This is a genomic window from Arthrobacter sp. NEB 688 (assembly GCF_013201035.1).
Taxonomy (GTDB): Bacteria; Actinomycetota; Actinomycetes; order Actinomycetales; family Dermatophilaceae; genus Phycicoccus.
In genome coordinates this window covers 64,899-83,391 of the sequence record NZ_CP053707.1, presented here as the reverse complement: position 1 = coordinate 83,391, position 18,493 = coordinate 64,899, and the positions used below count along the sequence as shown (strand labels likewise).

Below are 18,493 nucleotides of genomic sequence, written 5' to 3'. Positions count from 1 at the left end.
CGTGAGTGGCATGGTCGTGTTCTCGGTCCAGACCCGGCCGCTCGGGTCAGACAAGGTGCCCTCCTTCTTCTTCATGGAGGACAGCCATGTCCACGACCCTTCGCAGCGCCCCTCCCACCGAGCGCGACCAGGTGGTCGACGGCCTGCTCACCCGGGTGGCCGTCAGCACGGACCCCGACGAGCGGCGGCGGCTTCGCGCCCAGGTCGTCGAGGAGATGCTCCCGCTGGCCGACGGTCTCGCGCACCGGTACGCCCGGCGCGGTGTCGACCGCGACGACCTGGAGCAGGTCGCCCGCACCGCGCTCGTCGCGGCCGCGGAGCGCTACCAGCCCGGCTCCGGCTCGGGGTTCGTCGCCTTCGCCGTCCCCACCGTCACGGGCGAGATCAAGCGCCACTTCCGCGACTGCGGGTGGGTCGTGCGTCCGCCGCGCCGGGTGCAGGAGCTGCGGGCCGAGCTGGTCGTGGCCGAGGAGTCGCTGCGGCACCGGCTCGGGCGAGAGGCGACGGTCGGTGAGATCGCGGTCCTGCTGGAGTGCGAGCCGGCCGATGTCGAGTCGGCACGGTTGTGCGGCAGTGGTTTCCGACCGGTCTCGCTCGACGCCCCGGTGCTGTCCGGGGGCACGGAGGGTGACCGGCTGGCGGAGATCGGGGACGTCTACGGCCGCTTCGAGCTGCACAGCGACCTGCGGCGGGCGCTGTCGGGCCTCGGCGAGCGGGACCGGCGGGTGGTGCGGATGCGGTTCGTCGAGGAGCGGACGCAGTCCGAGATCGGGTCGGTGCTCGGCGTCAGCCAGATGCAGGTGTCGCGCATCCTCTCGCGCATCCTGCGCCAGCTGCGCGGGAGCCTCGACGCCGTGGCCGCCTGACCGGGCCGTGCCGGGGCGCGGCGGCGGGCGGGCAGAGGTGTGGTGCCCCGGGATCCACGCGGTGCGGGAGGTTTCACCCGCACCGCGCGGGCAGTGGTTGCGTCGCGGGAGGTTCCCTGCCGCGACTCGTGCACAGATGGCGCCACGGGAGGTTTCCCTGGCATAGCGCGGGCGGTGGTTGCGTCGCGGGAGGTTTCCCTCCCGTGGTGGGTGGGAAACCTCCCGGGGGAGGTGGTTCGTGGGGGGAGCAGTGTTTCCGCGGCGCCGACCCGGGTAGGACTCCACCGGCCGACCGGCACGCCGGACCGCACCATCCCCGGTGACCCCCTCGGCCGGGCAGCGAGGTTACGCACGCCGCAGGACCTCACGCCCACCGCCGACACCACCGCCCGCACGGGCGAGCACCTCTGGGAGACCACCATGGCCGCACCCCTCGTCGTGACGGCCACGGTGGCCGTCGCCCCGGCCCCCGGTGGCGGGGACCTCCTCCACGGCACGCCGACGACGCGGGGTCGAGGATGAGCGCCGCCCGGCTCAGCGACGTCGGGGCCGCCTCGTGCCGTCGGTGCGGCCGCCTCGTGGCGATGCTCCGCGCCGAGGTCCCGCTCACCCCCCGTGCCACGCCTGCGCTCTTCTGGGTCGACGCCGTGCGACAGTGCCGCTGCGAGGCGACGCTCCTGCCGCGACCGGCGTCGCTGCCGTCGTCGGTCCGGGTGCGCCTGCGCGAGGTGGTCGCCGCCTCCGCGCTCGCCCGCCCGTGGGAACAGCTCGTGACGCGCGAGCCGCTCGAGATCCTCGTCTGAGGTTGCCGGCCGGACGGCCCGCGGCGGGGCGGGCGCATCCGGCCGGGTGTGGGGGAGCCGACGGCGGGTAGGGACGGCGGGTGCCGCCGGACCCGGCGGCGCCCGTCGACCGAGGAGCACACCCCGATGAGCGAGATCCCCGCCCAGGAGCAGGAGTGGCCGGGCACGACCGCGGCGCTCGACCCACGGCCGGACCACGGCGAGACGTCGTGGGTGGGACGTGACCGCCTCGTCGGCAAGCGCGTCCTCGTGACCGGCGGCGACTCCGGCATCGGCCGCGCGGTCGCCGTCACCTTCGCCCACGAGGGCGCGACCCTCGTCCTCACCCACCTCCCGGAGGAGGCTGACGACGCGCGCGAGACCGTCGCGGCGGTCGAGGCCGCCGGCGGGCGCGCGGTGGCCGTCGCGGCCGACCTGCGCACGCACGCGGCCGTCGTCGAGGTCGTCGAGCGCGTGCGCGGCGAGCTCGGGGGTCTCGACGTCCTCGTGAGCAACGCCGCCTTCCAGATGACGCACGACCGCCTCGAGGACTTCCCGCCCGAGCAGGTCGAGCGGACCTTCGCGACGAACGTCTTCGCGACCTTCTGGCTCGTGCGCGAGCTGGCCCGCGACCTCGAGGAGTCGCGGGGCTCGGTCGTCGTCACGACGTCCGTGCAGGCCTACCAGCCGGCCGAGCACCTGCTCGACTACGCGGCGACCAAGGCGGCGCTCACCAACCTCGTCGTCAACCTCGCGCAGGAGCTCGGCCCGCGCGGCGTGCGGGTCAACGCGGTCGCGCCCGGGCCGATCTGGACCCCGCTCATCCCGGCGACGATGCCCGCCGAGAAGGTCGAGGGCTTCGGCACGCAGACGCCGCTCGGGCGGGTGGGCCAGCCCGTCGAGGTCGCCGCGGCGTTCGTCTTCCTCGCCTCCGACGAGGCGAGCTACGTCTCGGGGACCGTGCTCGGCGTCACGGGCGGCAAGCCCGTCTTCTGACCGGCACCCGGCACCCGGCACCCGACCACCCACGAGCGCGCCCCGCTGCACGGAGGGGACGGATGGCCACCGGGGCGGCCGCTGCTTGACCGCACCGGTGGCCATCCTTCCTGTGACCTGCCCGGACGGGACCCCGCCGAAACCCGCGACGGGCTCCGGATCAGCGTGAGGTCGGTCTCGGGAGCTCGCCGGTCCGCGCCACCTCGGCCGCGAGGTCGCGGATCTTGCGGTTGGTGTCCTGGCTCACGAGGCGCAGCATCGCGAAGGCCTCCTCGTGCGGCACGCGGTGCGCGGCCATGAGCACGCCGACGGCCACGCCGATCTCGCGGTTGCTCGTGAGGGCCTTCTCCAGGTGCTCGGCCCGCTCGTGCGCGAGGTAGGCGGAGACGAGCAGCGAGCACTGGGTCGCGAGGAGGAGGGCGTCCCGCTCGGAGCGTTCGTCGAAGGCGTCCGGGGCCGTGGCGTAGAGGTTGAGGGCGGCGACGGAGCCGTTGCCGTCGGGCAGCACCAGCCGCCGCGCGTGGACGCTCGTGACGCCGACCTCGCGGTGCACCCGCTGCCCGTACTCGGGCCAGCGCGGGTCGTCCTGGACGGCGCCGGTGCGGAAGACGTGGTCCTCGACGACGGCGTCGACACAGGGGCCGGAGCCGAGCTCGTACTGCACCTGGTCGGCGGCCAGCGCGTCGTCGTGCGAGGTCGCGAGGGTCGTCAGCGACTCCGAGCGCATGACGGTGATGCTGCACCACTCGGCGCCGTGCACGAGGTCGGCGCTGCGTGCCACGAGCGCGCCGAGCAGCCGGCGGGTGCCGGTCCGCCCGTCGTCGGCGGGCGCGGCGGCGAGGAGCTCGGCGACGAGGTCCAGCGGACCCTCGGTGGGTGCTGCGGTGGGTTCGGTCGGCACGAAGGCCCTCCGTCGGTGGGTGTCCGGTTCGGTCTCCACCATGTCTACCGCGTCCGGCGGCGCCCGGCGCCCTCGAGGCCCGCCGGCCGGCCCCCGGGACGAGGGCCGGCCGCGCCGGGGGCCGTCAGCCGCGCTTGGCCAGGCGCAGCCAGGTGTCGACGACGGTGTCGGGGTTGAGCGACATCGACTCGATGCCCTCGTCGACGAGCCACTCGGCGAGGTCCGGGTGGTCCGAGGGGCCCTGGCCGCAGATGCCGACGTACTTGCCGCGCTCGCGGCAGGCGCGGATGGCCATCGAGAGCAGGGCCTTGACCGCCGGGTCGCGCTCGTCGAAGGAGCCGGCGACGAGGGAGGAGTCGCGGTCGACGCCGAGGGTCAGCTGGGTCAGGTCGTTGGACCCGATCGAGAAGCCGTCGACGTGGTCGAGGAAGGCGTCGGCGTTGACCGCGTTCGACGGCAGCTCGCACATCATGACGACCTGGAGGTCGTTCTTCCCGCGCTCGAGGCCGTGCGACGCCAGGAGCTCGATGACGCCCTCCACCTCGGCGACGGTGCGCACGAACGGGATCATGATCTTGACGTTGGTCAGACCCATCTCGTCGCGGACGTGGCGCAGCGCCTCGCACTCCATCGCGAAGCACTCGGCGAAGTCGGCCGAGAGGTAGCGCGCCGCGCCGCGGTACCCGAGCATCGGGTTCTCCTCGTGCGGCTCGTAGCGCGCGCCGCCGAGCAGCCCGGCGTACTCGTTGGACTTGAAGTCCGACAGGCGCACGATGACCGGCTCGGGCGCGAAGGCGGCCGCGAGCATCGCGACGCCCTCGGCGAGGCGCCGGACGAAGTACTCGCGCGGGCCGGCGTAGGCGGCGATGCGCTCCTCGATCTCCGCCTTGATGCGCGGCTCCTGGTCGTCGAGCTCGAGCAGCGCGCGCGGGTGGATGCCGATCTGCCGGTTGACGATGAACTCGGTGCGGGCCAGGCCGATGCCCCGGTGGGGGAGGCGCGAGAACTCGAAGGCCTGCTCGGGGGTGCCGACGTTCATCATGATCCGCGTCGGGATCTCGGGCATCTCGTCGAGCGTCGTCTCGGAGACGGTGAACTCCCGCAGGCCGTCGTAGACGAAGCCGGTGTCGCCCTCGGCGCACGAGACGGTGACCTCGCGGCCGTCGGCGAGCTCGTGGGTGGCGGTGCCGGTGCCGACGACCGCGGGGATGCCGAGCTCGCGGGCGATGATCGCGGCGTGGCAGGTGCGCCCGCCGCGGTTGGTGACGATGGCGCTGGCGCGCTTCATGATCGGCTCCCAGTCGGGGTCGGTCATGTCGGCGACGAGGACCTCGCCGGGCTGGAAGTCGTGCATCGCCCCGATGTCGGTGAGGACGCGCACCGCGCCGGCGCCGATCTTCTGGCCGATCGCGCGGCCCTCGACGACGACCGGGCCGCGCTCCTCGAGCCGGAAGCGCTGCTGCACACCGCCGGCCGCGCGTGACTTGACCGTCTCGGGGCGCGCCTGGAGGACGTAGAGCTTCCCGTCGACCCCGTCGCGGCCCCACTCGATGTCCATCGGGCGGCCGTAGTGCTCCTCGATGCGCAGGGCGGTGCGCGCGAGCTCGGTGACCTCGTCGTCGGTCAGGCTGAGGCGGCGCTGCTCGGCGACGTCGACGGGGACGAACTCGGTCGTGCGGCCGACGGTCGCGTCCTGCGTGTAGACCATCTTCGTGGCCTTGGCGCCGACGCCGCGCTTGAGGACCGCGGGGCGGTCGGCGCGCAGCGCGGGCTTGTGGACGTAGAACTCGTCGGGGTTGACCGCGCCCTGGACGACGCCCTCGCCGAGGCCGTAGGCGCTCGTGATGAACACGGCGTCCTCGAAGCCCGACTCGGTGTCGATGGTGAACAGGACGCCCGAGGCGCCGATGTCGGAGCGGACCATCCGCTGGACGCCCGCCGAGAGGGCGACGACGTCGTGGTCGAAGTCGCTGTGCACCCGGTAGGCGATCGCGCGGTCGTTGTAGAGCGAGGCGAAGACGAGGCGGATGGCGTGCAGGACGTTGTCGATGCCGCGGACGTTGAGGAAGGTCTCCTGCTGGCCGGCGAACGACGCGTCCGGGAGGTCCTCGGCGGTGGCGCTGGAGCGGACGGCGAAGCTCGCCTCGTCACCGGCCTCGCCGGCCAGGCGCTCGTAGGCCGCGCGGATGTCGCGGTCGAGGTCCTCGGGGAACGGTTGCGCCTCGACGGCCTCGCGGATCTCGTGGCCGACCTCGGCCAGGCGCCGGGTGTCGTCGACGTCGAGGTCGGCGAGCAGGCCGGAGATGCGCTCGGCGAGCCCGGTCTCGCCGAGGAAGCGCCGGTAGGCCTCCGCGGTCGTGGCGAACCCGTCGGGGACGGCGACGCCGGCGGCCGAGAGGTGCTGGACCATCTCGCCGAGCGAGGCGTTCTTGCCGCCCACGGACTCGACGTCGTCGAGGCCGAGCTCGCGGAACCAGCGGACGGTGGTGGTCATGGCGGGGGTCCTTCCGGGGGACGGGGCGCGCGGGTCGTGCGGTGGTGGTGCGGGGTCGCCGGGGTGTCGGCGAGGGACAGGATGGCAGCCCGGGTCAGCCGGAGCCCTTGAGCTGGCGCGTGTGCATGATCACGGCGGCCATCTCCTCGACCGACATCCCCGAGGAGTTGATGACCGGCAGGCGGTGCGCCCGGTAGAGCTCCTCGGCGCGCTTGAGCTCCCAGGAGCACTGCTGGAGCGAGGCGTAGGGCGAGTCGGGCCGTCGCTCGCTGCGCACCTGGCTCAGGCGGGCCGGCGTGGAGGTCAGCGCCACGCACCGGTCGAGGTAGGGACGGACGGCCTCGGGCAGCTCGCTGGCCCGCAGGTCCTCGTCGACGAGCGGGTAGTTGGCCACCTTCACGCCGTGCTGGAGGGCGAGGTAGAGCGAGGTCGGCGTCTTGCCGCAGCGCGAGGGGGCGACGAGCACCAGCTCGGCCTGCTGGAGGTTGCGCAGGCTCGCGCCGTCGTCGTGCTCGAGCGAGAAGTCGATGGCCTTCATCCGCCGCTCGTACCGGTGGATGTCGCCGAGCCCGTGCAGCGCCGGCACCTTGGGGCTCGCGTTGACGTGGAGGACGCGCTCGACGATGTCGAGGTGGCTGCCGAAGAGGTCGATGAAGGCGCACCGGGTGCTGCGCAGGACGTCGCGCAGCTCGGCGTCGGCGACGCTCGAGAAGACGATGGGGGTCGTCGACTCGGTGACCGCGGAGTCGAGCTCCTCGACGACGCGCTGCGCCTGCTCCACGGTCGTGATGAAGGGAATCTTCCGGCGCACGAAGTCGAGGGTCGGGAACTGGTTGATGATGAGGTTGCCGAGCGTCTCGGCCGAGATCCCCGTCCCTCCGGCGAGGAAGAACACCGGTGTGGGGGAAGCCTGTTCGTCGTCGGCAGCAGCCATCGGGTCAGACCTCCTCGTCGACGAGCACGACGACGAGGGTACGCGGTCCGTGGACGCCCTCGACCCGCTCGAGCTCGATGTCACTCGTGGCGCTCGGCCCGCTGACCCACGTGAGCGGCCGGGCGTGCTCCGCACCGGGGCGCAGCCGCCCCACCGCCTCGGGCACGTCGTGGACGACCTGCCCGGAGCGCACGACGCAGACGTGGAGGTCGGGGACGAGCGTGAGGGCGCGCCGCCCCTGGTCCGGGCCGTGGTCGAGGACGACCGTGCCCGTCGTGGCGATGCCGACCGCCGCCGCCGTGACGACCGCGTCGACCGCGTCGAGCTCGGCGTCGACGGTGACGTCGGCCTCGGCGACCACGCGCACGGCGCCGCCCACCGCGTCGCGCCACGCCGGGTCGAGACCGGTCGGCAGCACCGCTGTGCCGCAACCGTGCTCGCGCAGCGCATCCGCCACGGCGTCGGCCACCCCGGAGGGCATGACCCGGACGACCTGAGCCCGGTAGTCGGCGACGTTCTCGACGAAGAGGTCGAGGGTGGTCACCCGGCCGGGCGACGTCTCCTCGACGACGGTGGTCGGGGCGCGGTCGGCCGGGGTGGTCGTCACGTCGGCCGTCGCGCCGCGGACCCGGGCGAGGATCTCGTCGCGCGCGCTCATCGGGACCCCTCCCCGCGCTCGCGGGCCCACCACTGCCGGAAGGTCTCGGTCGGTGGCGTGGGCACGTCCCGCGCGCTGCTCCAGGCGCCGAGGCCCGGCACGGTCCGGATCGTCCGGTCCCCGATGACGCGGCCGGCGGTCGTGGCCGCCTTCTGTGCGGCCGAGAGCCGCTTCGGGTCCGACAGGACCCAGGCCGCGGCGGCCATCGCGGCCGACTCGGCGGTGCGGCCCTCCTGCTCGACGACCCGCCCGCGCAGCTCGACGAGCAGCTCGGGGATGTCGATGCGCACCGGGCAGGCGTCGAAGCAGGCGCCGCAGAGGCTCGAGGCGTACGGGAGCGACTTGTCGACCTCGCTCGCCGTGCCGCGCAGCTGCGGGTTGAGGACGGCGCCGATCGGGCCCGGGTAGACCGAGCCGTAGGCGTGCCCGCCGGTGCGCTCGTAGACCGGGCAGACGTTGAGGCACGCGGAGCAGCGGATGCAGCGCAGCGCCTGGCGCCCGACGCGGTCGGCGAGGACGTGGCTGCGGCCGTTGTCGAGGAGCACGACGTGGACGTCCTGCGGGCCGTCGCCGTCGTGGGCGCCGCTCCACATCGTCGTGTAGGGGTTCATCCGCTCGCCGGTGCTCGAGCGGGGGAGCAGCTGGAGCATCGGGGCGAGGTCGTCCCACCGGGGCAGGACCTTCTCGATGCCGACGACCGACACGAGCGTCTCGGGCAGCGTCAGGCACATCCGGCCGTTGCCCTCGGACTCGACGACGACGAGGGTGCCCGTCTCCGCCACCGCGAAGTTGGCCCCCGACACCGCGACCTTGGCACGGAGGAACTTCTCGCGCAGGTGCAGCCGGGCGGCCTCGGCGAGGCGGGCGGGGTCGTCGGTCAGGTCGTCCGGCGCGGGGCGGCCGACGCCGGCCATCTCGCGGCGGAAGATGTCGCGGACCTCGCTGCGGTTGCGGTGGATCGCCGGCACGAGGATGTGGCTCGGCCGGTCGTGCCCGAGCTGGACGATGAGCTCGGCGAGGTCGGTCTCCCAGGCGTTGACCCCCGCGGCCTCGAGGGCCTCGTTGAGCTCGATCTCCTGGGTGACCATCGACTTGACCTTGACGACCTCGTCGACCTGCTTGTCCCGGACGATGCCGAGGACGATCGCGTTGGCCTCGTCGGCGTCGCGCGCCCAGTGCACGGTCGCGCCGTTCGCGGCGAGGGAGGCCTCGAGCTGCTCGAGGTAGTCGCCGAGGTGGGCGAGCGCCTCGTCCTTGGCCTCGGCGCCGGCGACGCGCAGCGCCTCCCACTCCGGGACCTCGGCGACGACGCGCGCCCGCTTGTCGCGGATGGTGTGCGTCGCGTGCCTGAGGTTGCGGCGCTGCTGGGTGTTGGCCAGGGCCTCGCGGGCGGCGGTGGGGAACTTCGGCATCCCGACGAAGACCGGCGAGGTCTCCTGGAGGGGTCCGGGGGTGGTCGTGGTCATGCCTGGTCCTCCTCGGTCGAGGCGAGGACCTCGGCCAGGTGCAGGTGGCGGACGCCGGCGCGCTGCCGGCCGAGGATGCCCCCGATGTGGGCGAGGCAGGAGTTGTCGCCGGCGACGAGCACCTCGGCGCCGGTGCCGACGACGGCCCGGGCCTTGTCCGAGCCCATCGCGACCGAGACGTCGGCGTTCTTCATCGCGAAGGTGCCCCCGAACCCGCAGCACTCGGTGGCGCCGGGCAGCTCGACGAGGTCGATGCCGCGCACGGCCCGCAGCAGCTGCAGCGGCCGGTCGCCGACGCGCAGCATCCGCAGCGAGTGGCAGGTCGGGTGGTAGGTGACCCGGTGCGGGAAGTACGCGCCGACGTCGGTGACGCCGAGGACGTCGACGAGCAGCTCCGAGAGCTCGAGCACCTTGGGGACGGTGCGCTCGACGCGGCTGGCGAGGCGGTCGTCGCCGGCGAGCTCGACGATGCCCCGGTGCTGGTGGCGGACCGAGCCGACGCACGAGCCCGACGGGGCGACGACGGCGTCGTAGTCCTCGAAGACGTCGACGAAGCGGCGGACGAGGGGCAGGGCCTTGGCCCCGTAGCCGGTGTTGGTGAGCATCTGCCCGCAGCAGGTCTGCTCGGTGGGGAACTCGACCGTGCAGCCGAGCCGCTCCAGCAGCCGGACGGTGGCCTTGAGGGTGTCGGGCCACATCGTGTCGTTGAAGCACGTGGCGAACAGCGCGACCCGCAGGTCGGTCGCCGGGCGGGCGGCGGCGCTCACGGGAGCATCCACGACAGGACGGTCGACTGCAGGCCCACGAGGAGGCACATCGCGAGGATCAGGCCGACGCTCCATGGCAGGACCTTACGGAGGATGTCGGCCTCGCGCCCGAGCAGTCCCACGGAGGTCGCGGCGATCGTCAGGTTCTGCGGGCTGATCATCTTGCCGACCACGCCGCCGGAGGTGTTGGAGGCGACGAGCAGCGTCGGGTCGATGCCGGCCGTCTGCGCGGCGCTCTGCTGGAGCGTGGCGAAGAGGGCGTTGGCGCTCGTGTCCGAGCCCGTGACCGCGGTGCCGATCCAGCCGAGGGTCGGGCTGAGGTAGGCGAACAGGGCGCCGGTGCCGGCGATCCAGGTGCCGATGACGATCGTCTGCCCGGAGAAGTTCATGACGTAGGCGAGGGCGAGCATCGAGGCGACGGTGAGGAAGGCCCAGCGCATCCGGTGTGCGACGGCCCACGCCTCGGCGCCCCAGCCGCGCATCCCGACGGCGTAGACGGCGGTGACGACGAGCGAGCAGAGCAGGAGCATCGTGCCGGGCGAGCTGAGCCACGGCAGCGTGTAGGTCGTGGCCGCGCTCGGCGTGCCCTTGAGCGTGAGCACCTCGCCGGACAGGCCGGGCCACGGCACCTTGACGTCGGTGCCGACGAGCCAGGTCTTGACCGGGGTGACGAGCTTGACGACGCCGAAGACCGCGATGACGAGGAGGTAGGGGAAGAGGGCCATGACGATGCGCCCGCCGGTGAGGTCGCGCGAACGCCGGCCCAGCTCGTCGGCCGAGGCGGCGTGGGCGTCGGCCGGCGGGGTGCCGGTGCCGCCGGAGGCCGGGGCGCCGACCGAGGCGAGCTCCCGCTCGCGCTCGACCTGCATCGTCGCCAGCGCGGTCTCGCGGCCCTGCGGGCGCCACACCTTGAGGAAGAGGACCGCGGCGGCGAGGCCGGCGAGCGAGGCGATGATGTCGGTCAGCTCGACCGAGACGTAGGTCGCGGCGAACCACTGCGCGAGGGCGAAGGTCAGGCCGACGACGACCGCGACGGGCCAGGTCTCGCGCACCCCGCCGCGCCCGCCGGCCATGAGGACGAGGAGGAGCGGGACGAAGGCGGCGAGCACCGGGGTCTGGTGCCCGACGTAGGCCCCGATCTCGTGGTACGGGATGCCGGTCAGGGTGCCCGCGGTGATGATCGGGGTGCCGACGGCGCCGAACGCGACGGGGGCGGTGTTCGCGAGGAGGACGACGGCGGCGGCGCGCAGCGGCGAGAAGCCGAGGGCCATGAGCATGACGCCGGTGATGGCGACGGGGGCGCCGAAGCCCGCCAGCGCCTCGAGCAGCCCGCCGAAGCAGAAGGCGATGATGATCGCCTGGATGCGCGGGTCGTCGCTGATGAGGTGGAAGGTCGCGCGCAGGTCCTCGAAGCGGCCCGAGCGCACGGTCACCTGGTAGAGCAGGATCGCCGTGAAGACGATCCACATGATCGGGAAGAGGCCGAAGGCGGCGCCCTGCGTGGCCGACAGCGCGGCGAGGTGCACGGGCATCCCGAAGGCGAGCGAGGCGACGAGCACCGCGACCGCGACGGCCGTGAGCCCGGCCCAGTGGGCCTTCCAGCGCAGCACCCCGAGGGTGACGAAGACCGTCACGAGGGGGAGGAGCGCGACGAGCGCGGAGAGGGTGAGGCTGCCGCCCACCGGGGTGAGCTCGGGCCGGAACTCCGTCGGGACGGTCAGCGCCGTCGCGGGTGCTGTCGTCACTGCGGTCAACGCCGCTGCTGTCACCGTCATGGGGTCCTCCGGGTCGCACGTCTCTGGGCCGGGTCCTGAATGGTCAGACCATTCGGGGATGCGTCGACGGTAGGGGCGGCTGCGACGTCGTGTCAATGGTCTGACCATTATTGGTCCGACCATTCCGCGTGTCGCCCGGCGCGGCGTGGCATCCTGAGCGCGTGAGCGCCGCTGCCGACCCGATGCCCGTCCCCGACGCGGGCGGCCTGCGCGCCTTCGAGCTCGTCCTGCGCTGGGTCGACGAGCGGATCCTCGGGGGTGAGCTCGAGGTCGGCGACCACCTGCCGGCCGAGCGCGACCTCGCCGCGCAGCTCGGCGTCAGCCGCGCCGCGGTGCGCGAGGCCGTCCGCACGCTGCAGGCCCAGGGGGTCGTGCGCTCCTCGGTCGGCGCCGGCGCGGCCGGCGGCACGACGCTGACCACCGTGCCGAGCGGGGCCCTGGGCCGGCTGCTGCGGCTGCACGTCGCGCTCGTTGCGTTCCCGCTGCCCGACGTCGTCGAGGTCCGCATCGCGCTGGAGCGCCTCAGCGTGCGGCTGGCCGCCACCCACGCCACGGCAGAGGACCTCGCGGCGATGCGGGCGCTGTTGGACGAGATGGCCGACCCCGGCATCGACCGCGCGCGGTTCAACGACTGCGACACCGCCTTCCACGTCGCGCTCGCGGCGGCCGCGGGCAACGCGCTGGCCCGCGACCTCACCTCGGCGATCCGCGAGTCGATGCGTCTGCCCATCCTCGACCGCTTCCGCCACCTCGCGGTCTGGGACGACGTCGCCCCGGTGCTGCGGCGCGACCACGAGGAGATCTACGCCGCGGTCGCGGCCGGTGACGCCGACGCGGCCGCCGCCGCGACCGAGCACCACATCCGCTCCGCCTGGGTCGCCCTCTCCGCGACCGCCCCCGCCTGAGCTGCCCCGCGAAGGTGTGTGAACACGCCGGGCGATCCCGGCGTGTTCACACACGTTCGCGGTGAGGCGGGGTCGAGGACGGTCCGGAGGGCGGTGACGCGGGCGCCGTTCCGTGGTTCCATCGGCGCATGAGGTCCACCGCGACGGAGCGGGTCGGCGAGGCACGCCCGCCGACGGTCCTCGTCGTGGACGACGACGAGGCCATCCGCACCGTGGTGCGCTGGCAGCTGGACGACGACGGCTACCGGGTGCTCGAGGCCGAGGACGGCCCGAGCGCGCTGCGGCGCATCCGGGACGACCGCCCGGCGCTCGTCGTCCTCGACCTCTCGCTGCCCGGGCTCGGCGGCCTCGACCTGCTGCGCCGGGTGCGCGAGGGCCGGACCGGCCGCTCGGACCTGCCGGTCATCGTCCTGTCGGGGCGCAACGGCGAGACCGACCGCATCGTCGGCCTGGACCTCGGCGCCGACGACTACCTCGTCAAGCCCTTCTCGCCGGGCGAGCTCGCGGCGCGGGTGCGCTCGGTCCTGCGGCGCAGCAGCCCCGAGCTCTCCGCGGAGGGCGTCGTCGTCGGGCGGCTGCGGGTCGAGCCGGCCGCGCGGCGCGTCCTCCTCGACGGCGAGGACGTCGAGCTGACCCCCAAGGAGTTCGACCTCGTCGCCTTCCTCGTCACCCACCCGCGCCAGGTCTTCAGCCGCGCCCAGCTGCTCGACCGGGTCTGGAACTCCTCCTCGGAGTGGCTCGGCGAGGCGACGGTCACCGAGCACGTCCATCGCCTGCGGCTCAAGCTCGAGGAGGACCCGGCGCACCCCCGGATGCTGCTCACCGTCCGGGGCGTCGGCTACCAGCTGAGCGACCGCGGATGACCACCGTCGAGGAGCGCGGCGCCGTCGACGTGCTCTCGCTCGACGACGTCCGCGAGATCCTCGACCGGCAGACCGAGGTCCTCGAGATGGTCGCCGGGGCCGCCCCGCTGACCCACGTGCTCGGGCGCATCCTCGTCTCGCTCGAGCGGCTGATGCCCGGGGCGCGCTGCTCGGTGCTGCTCCTGGACCGCGACCGCGGCACCCTCCACCACGGCGCCGCCCCGAGCCTCGACGGGCCCTACGTCGCGGCCATCGACGGGCTGCGCATCGGGGAGGGCCAGGGCTCGTGCGGGACGGCGGCCGCCCTCGACGAGCCCATCGTCGCCGTCGACGTCCGCACCGACCCGCGGTGGACGGCCTTCCGCCACCTCGCCGACGCGGCCGGCCTGCGCAGCTGCTGGTCGACCCCGATCGAGGGGCGCGACGGGCGTCCGGTCGGCACCTTCGCGGTCTACCACCCCCACCCGCACCGGCCCGGGGGCCGCGAGCAGCTGCTCGTCGACCGCTTCACCCACCTCGCGTCCGTGGCCATCGGCCACAGCGGGCTCATCGGCGACCTCGTCGAGAGCGAGGAGCGCTTCCGTCGCTCCTTCGACGCCAACTCGCTCGGGATGGCGATCCTCGGCCCCGACCGCACGGTGACGACCGGCAACCCCGCGCTCACGGCGCTGGCCGGCGGCGCGGATGCCGTGCTCGGCCGGCCCGTCACCGACCTCCTGACCCCCGTCGGCGGCTCGCTCGGCGCCCTGCTCGACGCCCTCGACCCCGACGCCGCGGCGCCGGTCGTCGCCGAGGCGCTGCTCCACCGCCGAGGCCGCCCGGACGTCGAGGTCGAGGTGACCGTCTCCCGGCTGCCCGGCCGGGACGGCACACCGGCGCGCTGGGTCGTCAACGTCCTCGACCTCACCGAGCGGCGCGCGGCCGAGCGCCACCAGCGGGCGCGCCTCGAGGCCGAGACCGCGCGCCGCACCGCCGAGCGGCTCTCGCACGGGAAGTCCGAGCTGCTCGCCGCGCTCGGGCACGAGGCGCGCACGCCCCTCCAGGCGATCGTCGGGTTCGCCGAGCTGCTCGGGACGATGGACCTCGACGAGGGCCGCCGCCGAGAGGCCCTCGCGCACATCGACGCCGCCGCGGGCCACGTGCTCGACCTGCTCGGGGAGGTCCTCGACCTCAGCCGCCTCGAGGCCGGGGCGCTGCCGATCGCGCTCGAGCCGGTGCCGCTGCGCGAGGTCGTCGACGAGGTCCTCGGCCTGCTCTCGGCGACGGCCGCTCGGCGCGAGGTCGAGCTGCTGTCGCTCCTCGGTGACGACGTCGTCCTCGCCGACCGACGCCGGCTGCGCCAGGTGCTGCTCAACCTCGTCGGCAACTCCATCCGCTACGGCTCGACCGACGGCGTCGTCCGGGTCCGCGGGCGCTCGTCCGACGCGCGCGCCGTCGCCTTCTCGGTCGACGACGACGGTCCGGGCATCGCCCCCGAGGTGCTGCCCCGGGTGTTCGCCCCCTTCGTCACGTCGGCGCCGGGCGGCGACGCGTCGAGCACCCCCGGCGCCCCGGGCGACGCCGGCGGGGTGGGCCTCGGCCTCGGCCTGGCCCACGGGCTCGTCGTGGCGATGGGCGGCACCCTCGAGGTCGGGGCCACGGGGCCGGACGGCACGTCGATGCTCGTCCACCTGCCGCGTGCCGGCGGCCGGTGACCGAACCCGGTGCGGCTCAGGCGTCCTGCGACGCCGCCCACCCCGTGAGGCCGACCACCCGGCAGACGAGGATGCGGTGGAAGGGCTTGTCCGCGTACTGCGGCACGGTGCGGGCCAGCCGGTCGCCGAGGTCGTCGGTGACCGACGTCGGCGGGTCGGGCAGGTGCTCCAGCTGCGCGCGGACCCACCACAGCCGCGACCAGTCCTCGGTCTCCCAGTGCTCGACGAGCAGCGAGCCCCGCGGGTCCGCGTCCAGGTTGTCCTCGCGGCGCAGCCGGGTCGACGACTTGGGCTTGACCGTGTCGATGGGGACGCCGACGTGCCCCGCGTCGTCGAGGGCGTAGACGACCGGCTGGGGGTCCGGGCCGCGCTCGGGGTGCAGGGTGACGAGCACGCCGTGGACCTCGGCGGCCAGCCGGGCGCGCGCCTCGTCGGGGTCGAGCCTCATAACGTCTCCTCGGACCGGAGGGACGCCTCGCCGGCGTCCTCGTCGGCTCAGGCTAGGGCGCGTTCGTCATCGGACCCTCAACGCGCGCGACCCCCTGCGCCCACCCCTGGGGGCGGGTGTCGCGGGGGACCGGCATACTCGCGGGTAGCCCACGATCGACGGGACGGGAGGGCGGTCATGACCGGCAGGCAGTGGCCCGGCTCCAGGTTCGCCCCCTCACAGCGTGCGGCGGTGCTCGACGCCGGCATGGCCCTGTGGGCCGAGCGGACCCGGCTGTGCGCCGAGCTCGCCGAGGGCGGCTCGAGCGAGTGCCGCATCGGGGCCGTCGGCAACGACGTCAACGAGTGGCTGACCGCCGACGCGGTCGGCTGGAGCCACCTGCTGTCGGTGCGGCCGACCGCGACGCCCGCCCAGCTGCGGATGAGCCTGCCCGGCAACCGGGCCCTCGTGGAGCGCGGCCTGCAGATGGTCAGCGTCTTCGACTACGAGCGCCTCGACGACGAGTGCCGCCGGATGCTCGTCGAGGAGCCGGTCGGCGACTACCTCTTCGCGGTCGCCGACATCCAGATGAAGGTCATCGACCACGAGCGGGTGCTCCTCGAGGGGCCGACCGTCGACGGGCGCTTCTCGGTCCTCGAGGTGCGCTCGGCCCGGGTGCTCGAGCAGGCGATGCGCTACTGGAACACCGTCCTCGTGTCGGCCTTCGAGTGCGGCCGCGAGCGGGCCGAGCTGGGGTGGCTCAGCGAGCGGCAGCAGCGGGTCGTCGGGCTCATGCAGACCGGGATGACGGACGAGGCCATCGCCCGCCAGCTGCACGTCAGCGTGCGCACCGTGCGCTCCGAGGTCGCGCACGTCCTCGAGACCCTCCAGGTGCGCTCGCGCTTCTCCGCGGGCTTCCGCCTCGGGCGTGGCGAGGTCCTCCCGGACTGAGGACGGGCCCGGCCGGCGCCGCTCTTGCAGGTTGCTGCAACGGGGCTGACAGGGCTCGGGCCGCCGGGTGAGGATGCTGGCGGCGCCGGCCCGGGGCGCTCCGACCGGTCGGCCGCACCGAGCCCCTGCACGGGGTGGACGTCCGGACGACACCGGGGGGAGACCGGATGCGTCCCCGGGCCGGCTGCCTCCGAGGGCGACCCCGTGGGTGGAGGGGCCTGCGCGGGTCGGCCCTCCTCATCGGACGCTCAACGCGGCCCCGTGCGCCTTGACGCGCCGCCGCGGGCGCGGCGAGGTTGGACCCATGAACCTCGCGACGTGGGTGGAGCGCAACGGACGCCGGCTGCGGGGACGCCCCGCCACGGCGGTGGGCGAGCGGGTGACCGGGACCTGGGACGAGACCGCGGGCCGCGTCGCGGCCGTCGCCGGAGGGCTGCGCGGGCGGCTGGGGCTGGCGGAGGGTGACCGGGTCGCCCTCCTCATGAGCAACCGTCCCGAGTACCTCGAGGCGCAGTTCGCCGTGTGGCACGCCGGGCTCGTCGCGGTGCCGGTCAACGCCCGGCTGCACCGTGAGGAGGTGGCCTACGTCCTCGAGCACAGCGGCGCGGCGGTCGTCGTCACCGACGAGGAGCACGCCGAGGTCGTCGGTCCGCTGCTCGAGCGGCTTGAGGGGCTGCGCGCGGTGGTCGTCGCCCCCGGCCCGGACTGGGACGCCCTGCTCGCGGCCGAGCCGGTCCCGTTGTCCGACAGGGGATCCGACGACCCGGCCTGGCTCTTCTACACGAGCGGCACGACGGGCCGACCGAAGGGTGCGACCCTGACCCACGGCAACCTGCTCATGGCCTCGCTCAGCTACTTCGCCGACATCGCGGCCATCGGCGACCGCGACAGCGTGCTGCACGCCGCGCCGCTCTCGCACGGCTCCGGCATCTACGGGCTGCCCCACGTCGCGAAGGGCGCGGTCAGCGTCTTCCCCGCGAGCGGTGCGCTCGACGGCGCCGAGCTCGTGGGCCTCCTCGCGCGCTGGCCCGGGCTGTCCTTCTTCGCCGCACCGATCATGGTCAAGCGCCTCGCCGCCGACCCCGCGCTCGCCGGCGCCGACCTCTCGGGGCTCCGGACGATCATCTACGGCGGCGCCCCGATGTACCTCGCGGACCTCGAGGAGGCGCTCGCGACCTTCGGTCCGCGGCTGGCGCAGATCTACGGCCAGGGCGAGACGCCGATGACCATCACCGGCCTCTCGAGGGCCGACCACGCCGAGAGCGACCACCCCCGCTGGCGCGAGCGGATGGCGGGAGTCGGGTTCCCGCGCACCGACGTCGAGGTGCGCGTCGTCGACGCCGACGACCGGCCGCTGCCCCCCGGCGAGGCCGGGGAGGTGCTCGTCCGCGGTCGCGTCGTCATGGCCGGCTACTGGGACGCGCCCGAGGCGAGCGCCGAGGCGCTGCGCGGCGGCTGGCTGCACACCGGCGACATCGGCAGCCTCGACGACGACGGCTACCTCACGCTGCGCGACCGCTCGAAGGACCTCATCATCAGCGGCGGGATGAACATCTACCCGCGCGAGGTCGAGGAGGCGATCATGACCCACCCGGGGGTGCAGTCGGTCGCCGTCGTCGGGCGTCCCGACCCCGAGTGGGGGGAGTCGGTCGTCGCCTTCGTCGTCGCGGTTGGTGACGGGCCGGCGCCGACGGTCGAGGACCTCGACCGCGCCTGCCTCGAGCGCATCGCCCGGTTCAAGCGCCCCAAGGAGTACCACCTCGTCGACGCGCTCCCGACGAACAACTACGGCAAGGTCCTCAAGCGCGAGCTGCGCACCTGGCTCGCGGACGGCGTTGTCCCGGACGCCCGGTGAGCGGGGGTCGAGGCGCGTCGGGGCGCGTTGAGGAAACCATGAGGACGGGCCCCCTTGTCACGCCGGGAGGCCGGGCGGTTCGCTGGGGGCACGGTCGGAGCGGACCTCGACGCAGGGGAGCTGCGGGCCGACCGGCCGCGACCCGTGAGGAGATGTGTG

General features: G+C 74.2%; 16 protein-coding genes. 8 read left to right on the top strand and 8 right to left on the bottom strand.

Annotated features, from left to right (window positions below):
- Positions 1-86 precede the first annotated feature (86 nt).
- From HL663_RS00360 to HL663_RS00350, 3 genes are all read left to right on the top strand, one after another.
- Positions 87-866 (top strand): sigma-70 family RNA polymerase sigma factor, encoded by a 780-nt coding sequence (locus tag HL663_RS00360; protein ID WP_173026521.1) that lies wholly within the window; start codon positions 87-89, stop codon positions 864-866.
- Between the two features lie 518 nt (positions 867-1,384).
- Positions 1,385-1,669 (top strand): hypothetical protein, encoded by a 285-nt coding sequence (locus HL663_RS00355; RefSeq protein WP_173026520.1) that lies wholly within the window; start codon positions 1,385-1,387, stop codon positions 1,667-1,669.
- A 126-nt stretch (positions 1,670-1,795) separates the two neighbouring features.
- Complete coding sequence (locus tag HL663_RS00350) at positions 1,796-2,644, top strand: SDR family oxidoreductase (protein ID WP_173026519.1); 849 nt, start codon at positions 1,796-1,798, stop codon at positions 2,642-2,644.
- 160 nt (positions 2,645-2,804) lie between these two features.
- Here HL663_RS00350 and HL663_RS00345 read toward each other — a convergent pair whose 3' ends face one another.
- The 7 genes from HL663_RS00345 to HL663_RS00315 all read right to left on the bottom strand — a co-directional run bounded on the left by HL663_RS00345 (position 2,805) and on the right by HL663_RS00315 (position 11,639).
- Positions 2,805-3,545, bottom strand: a complete 741-nt coding sequence (locus HL663_RS00345; RefSeq protein ID WP_173026518.1) for a GAF and ANTAR domain-containing protein — start codon at positions 3,543-3,545, stop codon at positions 2,805-2,807.
- A gap of 124 nt (positions 3,546-3,669) precedes the next feature.
- Positions 3,670-6,039, bottom strand: a complete 2,370-nt coding sequence (ppsA, locus tag HL663_RS00340) for a phosphoenolpyruvate synthase (RefSeq protein ID WP_173026517.1) — start codon at positions 6,037-6,039, stop codon at positions 3,670-3,672.
- Between the two features lie 94 nt (positions 6,040-6,133).
- Entirely contained in the window at positions 6,134-6,973 is an 840-nt protein-coding gene (locus tag HL663_RS00335) for a pyruvate, water dikinase regulatory protein (protein WP_173026516.1), read from the bottom strand.
- A 4-nt stretch (positions 6,974-6,977) separates the two neighbouring features.
- The gene (locus tag HL663_RS00330) at positions 6,978-7,631 is read right to left on the bottom strand and encodes a LutC/YkgG family protein (protein WP_173026515.1); all 654 of its coding nucleotides are present in this window, start codon (positions 7,629-7,631) and stop codon (positions 6,978-6,980) included.
- A complete protein-coding gene (locus HL663_RS00325; RefSeq protein WP_173026514.1) occupies positions 7,628-9,097 on the bottom strand; it encodes a LutB/LldF family L-lactate oxidation iron-sulfur protein in 1,470 nt (489 codons plus the stop codon). The genes HL663_RS00330 and HL663_RS00325 overlap by 4 nt, the downstream gene beginning before the upstream one ends.
- The gene (locus HL663_RS00320) at positions 9,094-9,795 is read right to left on the bottom strand and encodes a (Fe-S)-binding protein (protein WP_286176076.1); all 702 of its coding nucleotides are present in this window, start codon (positions 9,793-9,795) and stop codon (positions 9,094-9,096) included. Before HL663_RS00320 ends, HL663_RS00325 begins: the two co-directional genes overlap by 4 nt.
- 65 nt (positions 9,796-9,860) lie before the next feature.
- Positions 9,861-11,639, bottom strand: coding sequence for an L-lactate permease (locus HL663_RS00315; protein ID WP_173026512.1), 1,779 nt, complete (start codon positions 11,637-11,639; stop codon positions 9,861-9,863).
- 161 nt (positions 11,640-11,800) lie between these two features.
- Between HL663_RS00315 and HL663_RS00310 the strand changes: the two genes are divergently transcribed.
- The 3 genes from HL663_RS00310 to HL663_RS00300 all read left to right on the top strand — a co-directional run bounded on the left by HL663_RS00310 (position 11,801) and on the right by HL663_RS00300 (position 15,101).
- Positions 11,801-12,544: a FadR/GntR family transcriptional regulator gene (locus tag HL663_RS00310; protein ID WP_286175804.1), complete on the top strand. Its 744-nt coding sequence runs from the start codon at positions 11,801-11,803 to the stop codon at positions 12,542-12,544.
- Between the two features lie 128 nt (positions 12,545-12,672).
- A complete protein-coding gene (locus HL663_RS00305) occupies positions 12,673-13,407 on the top strand; it encodes a response regulator (RefSeq protein WP_173026511.1) in 735 nt (244 codons plus the stop codon).
- The gene (locus HL663_RS00300) at positions 13,404-15,101 is read left to right on the top strand and encodes a sensor histidine kinase (RefSeq protein ID WP_173026510.1); all 1,698 of its coding nucleotides are present in this window, start codon (positions 13,404-13,406) and stop codon (positions 15,099-15,101) included. Before HL663_RS00305 ends, HL663_RS00300 begins: the two co-directional genes overlap by 4 nt.
- A gap of 16 nt (positions 15,102-15,117) precedes the next feature.
- Here the strand turns inward: HL663_RS00300 and HL663_RS00295 are convergent, their stop codons facing one another.
- Entirely contained in the window at positions 15,118-15,549 is a 432-nt protein-coding gene (locus tag HL663_RS00295) for a PNPOx family protein (RefSeq protein WP_173026509.1), read from the bottom strand.
- A 231-nt stretch (positions 15,550-15,780) separates the two neighbouring features.
- Here HL663_RS00295 and HL663_RS00290 point away from each other — a divergent pair, with 231 nt between their 5' ends.
- On the top strand, positions 15,781-16,479 hold the full coding sequence (locus tag HL663_RS00290) for a helix-turn-helix transcriptional regulator (RefSeq protein WP_173026508.1): 699 nt from the start codon (positions 15,781-15,783) through the stop codon (positions 16,477-16,479).
- Positions 16,480-16,783: 304 nt separating this feature from the next.
- On the top strand, positions 16,784-18,334 hold the full coding sequence (locus HL663_RS00285) for an AMP-binding protein (protein WP_173026507.1): 1,551 nt from the start codon (positions 16,784-16,786) through the stop codon (positions 18,332-18,334).
- The last annotated feature ends 159 nt before the right edge of the window (positions 18,335-18,493 follow it).

Bases quoted from the DNA above. Each gene is read 5' to 3' on its own strand.
- HL663_RS00320 (WP_286176076.1), bottom strand. From the start codon at position 9,795: ATGTGGCCCGACACCCTCAAGGCCACCGTCCGGCTGCTGGAGCGGCTC.
- HL663_RS00350 (WP_173026519.1), top strand. From the start codon at position 1,796: ATGAGCGAGATCCCCGCCCAGGAGCAGGAGTGGCCGGGCACGACCGCG.
- HL663_RS00295 (WP_173026509.1), bottom strand. From the start codon at position 15,549: ATGAGGCTCGACCCCGACGAGGCGCGCGCCCGGCTGGCCGCCGAGGTC.
- HL663_RS00325 (WP_173026514.1), bottom strand. From the start codon at position 9,097: ATGACCACGACCACCCCCGGACCCCTCCAGGAGACCTCGCCGGTCTTC.
- HL663_RS00285 (WP_173026507.1), top strand. From the start codon at position 16,784: ATGAACCTCGCGACGTGGGTGGAGCGCAACGGACGCCGGCTGCGGGGA.
- HL663_RS00315 (WP_173026512.1), bottom strand. From the start codon at position 11,639: ATGACGGTGACAGCAGCGGCGTTGACCGCAGTGACGACAGCACCCGCG.
- HL663_RS00305 (WP_173026511.1), top strand. From the start codon at position 12,673: ATGAGGTCCACCGCGACGGAGCGGGTCGGCGAGGCACGCCCGCCGACG.
- HL663_RS00330 (WP_173026515.1), bottom strand. From the start codon at position 7,631: ATGAGCGCGCGCGACGAGATCCTCGCCCGGGTCCGCGGCGCGACGGCC.
- HL663_RS00360 (WP_173026521.1), top strand. From the start codon at position 87: ATGTCCACGACCCTTCGCAGCGCCCCTCCCACCGAGCGCGACCAGGTG.
- HL663_RS00355 (WP_173026520.1), top strand. From the start codon at position 1,385: ATGAGCGCCGCCCGGCTCAGCGACGTCGGGGCCGCCTCGTGCCGTCGG.
- HL663_RS00335 (WP_173026516.1), bottom strand. From the start codon at position 6,973: ATGGCTGCTGCCGACGACGAACAGGCTTCCCCCACACCGGTGTTCTTC.
- ppsA (WP_173026517.1), bottom strand. From the start codon at position 6,039: ATGACCACCACCGTCCGCTGGTTCCGCGAGCTCGGCCTCGACGACGTC.
- HL663_RS00300 (WP_173026510.1), top strand. From the start codon at position 13,404: ATGACCACCGTCGAGGAGCGCGGCGCCGTCGACGTGCTCTCGCTCGAC.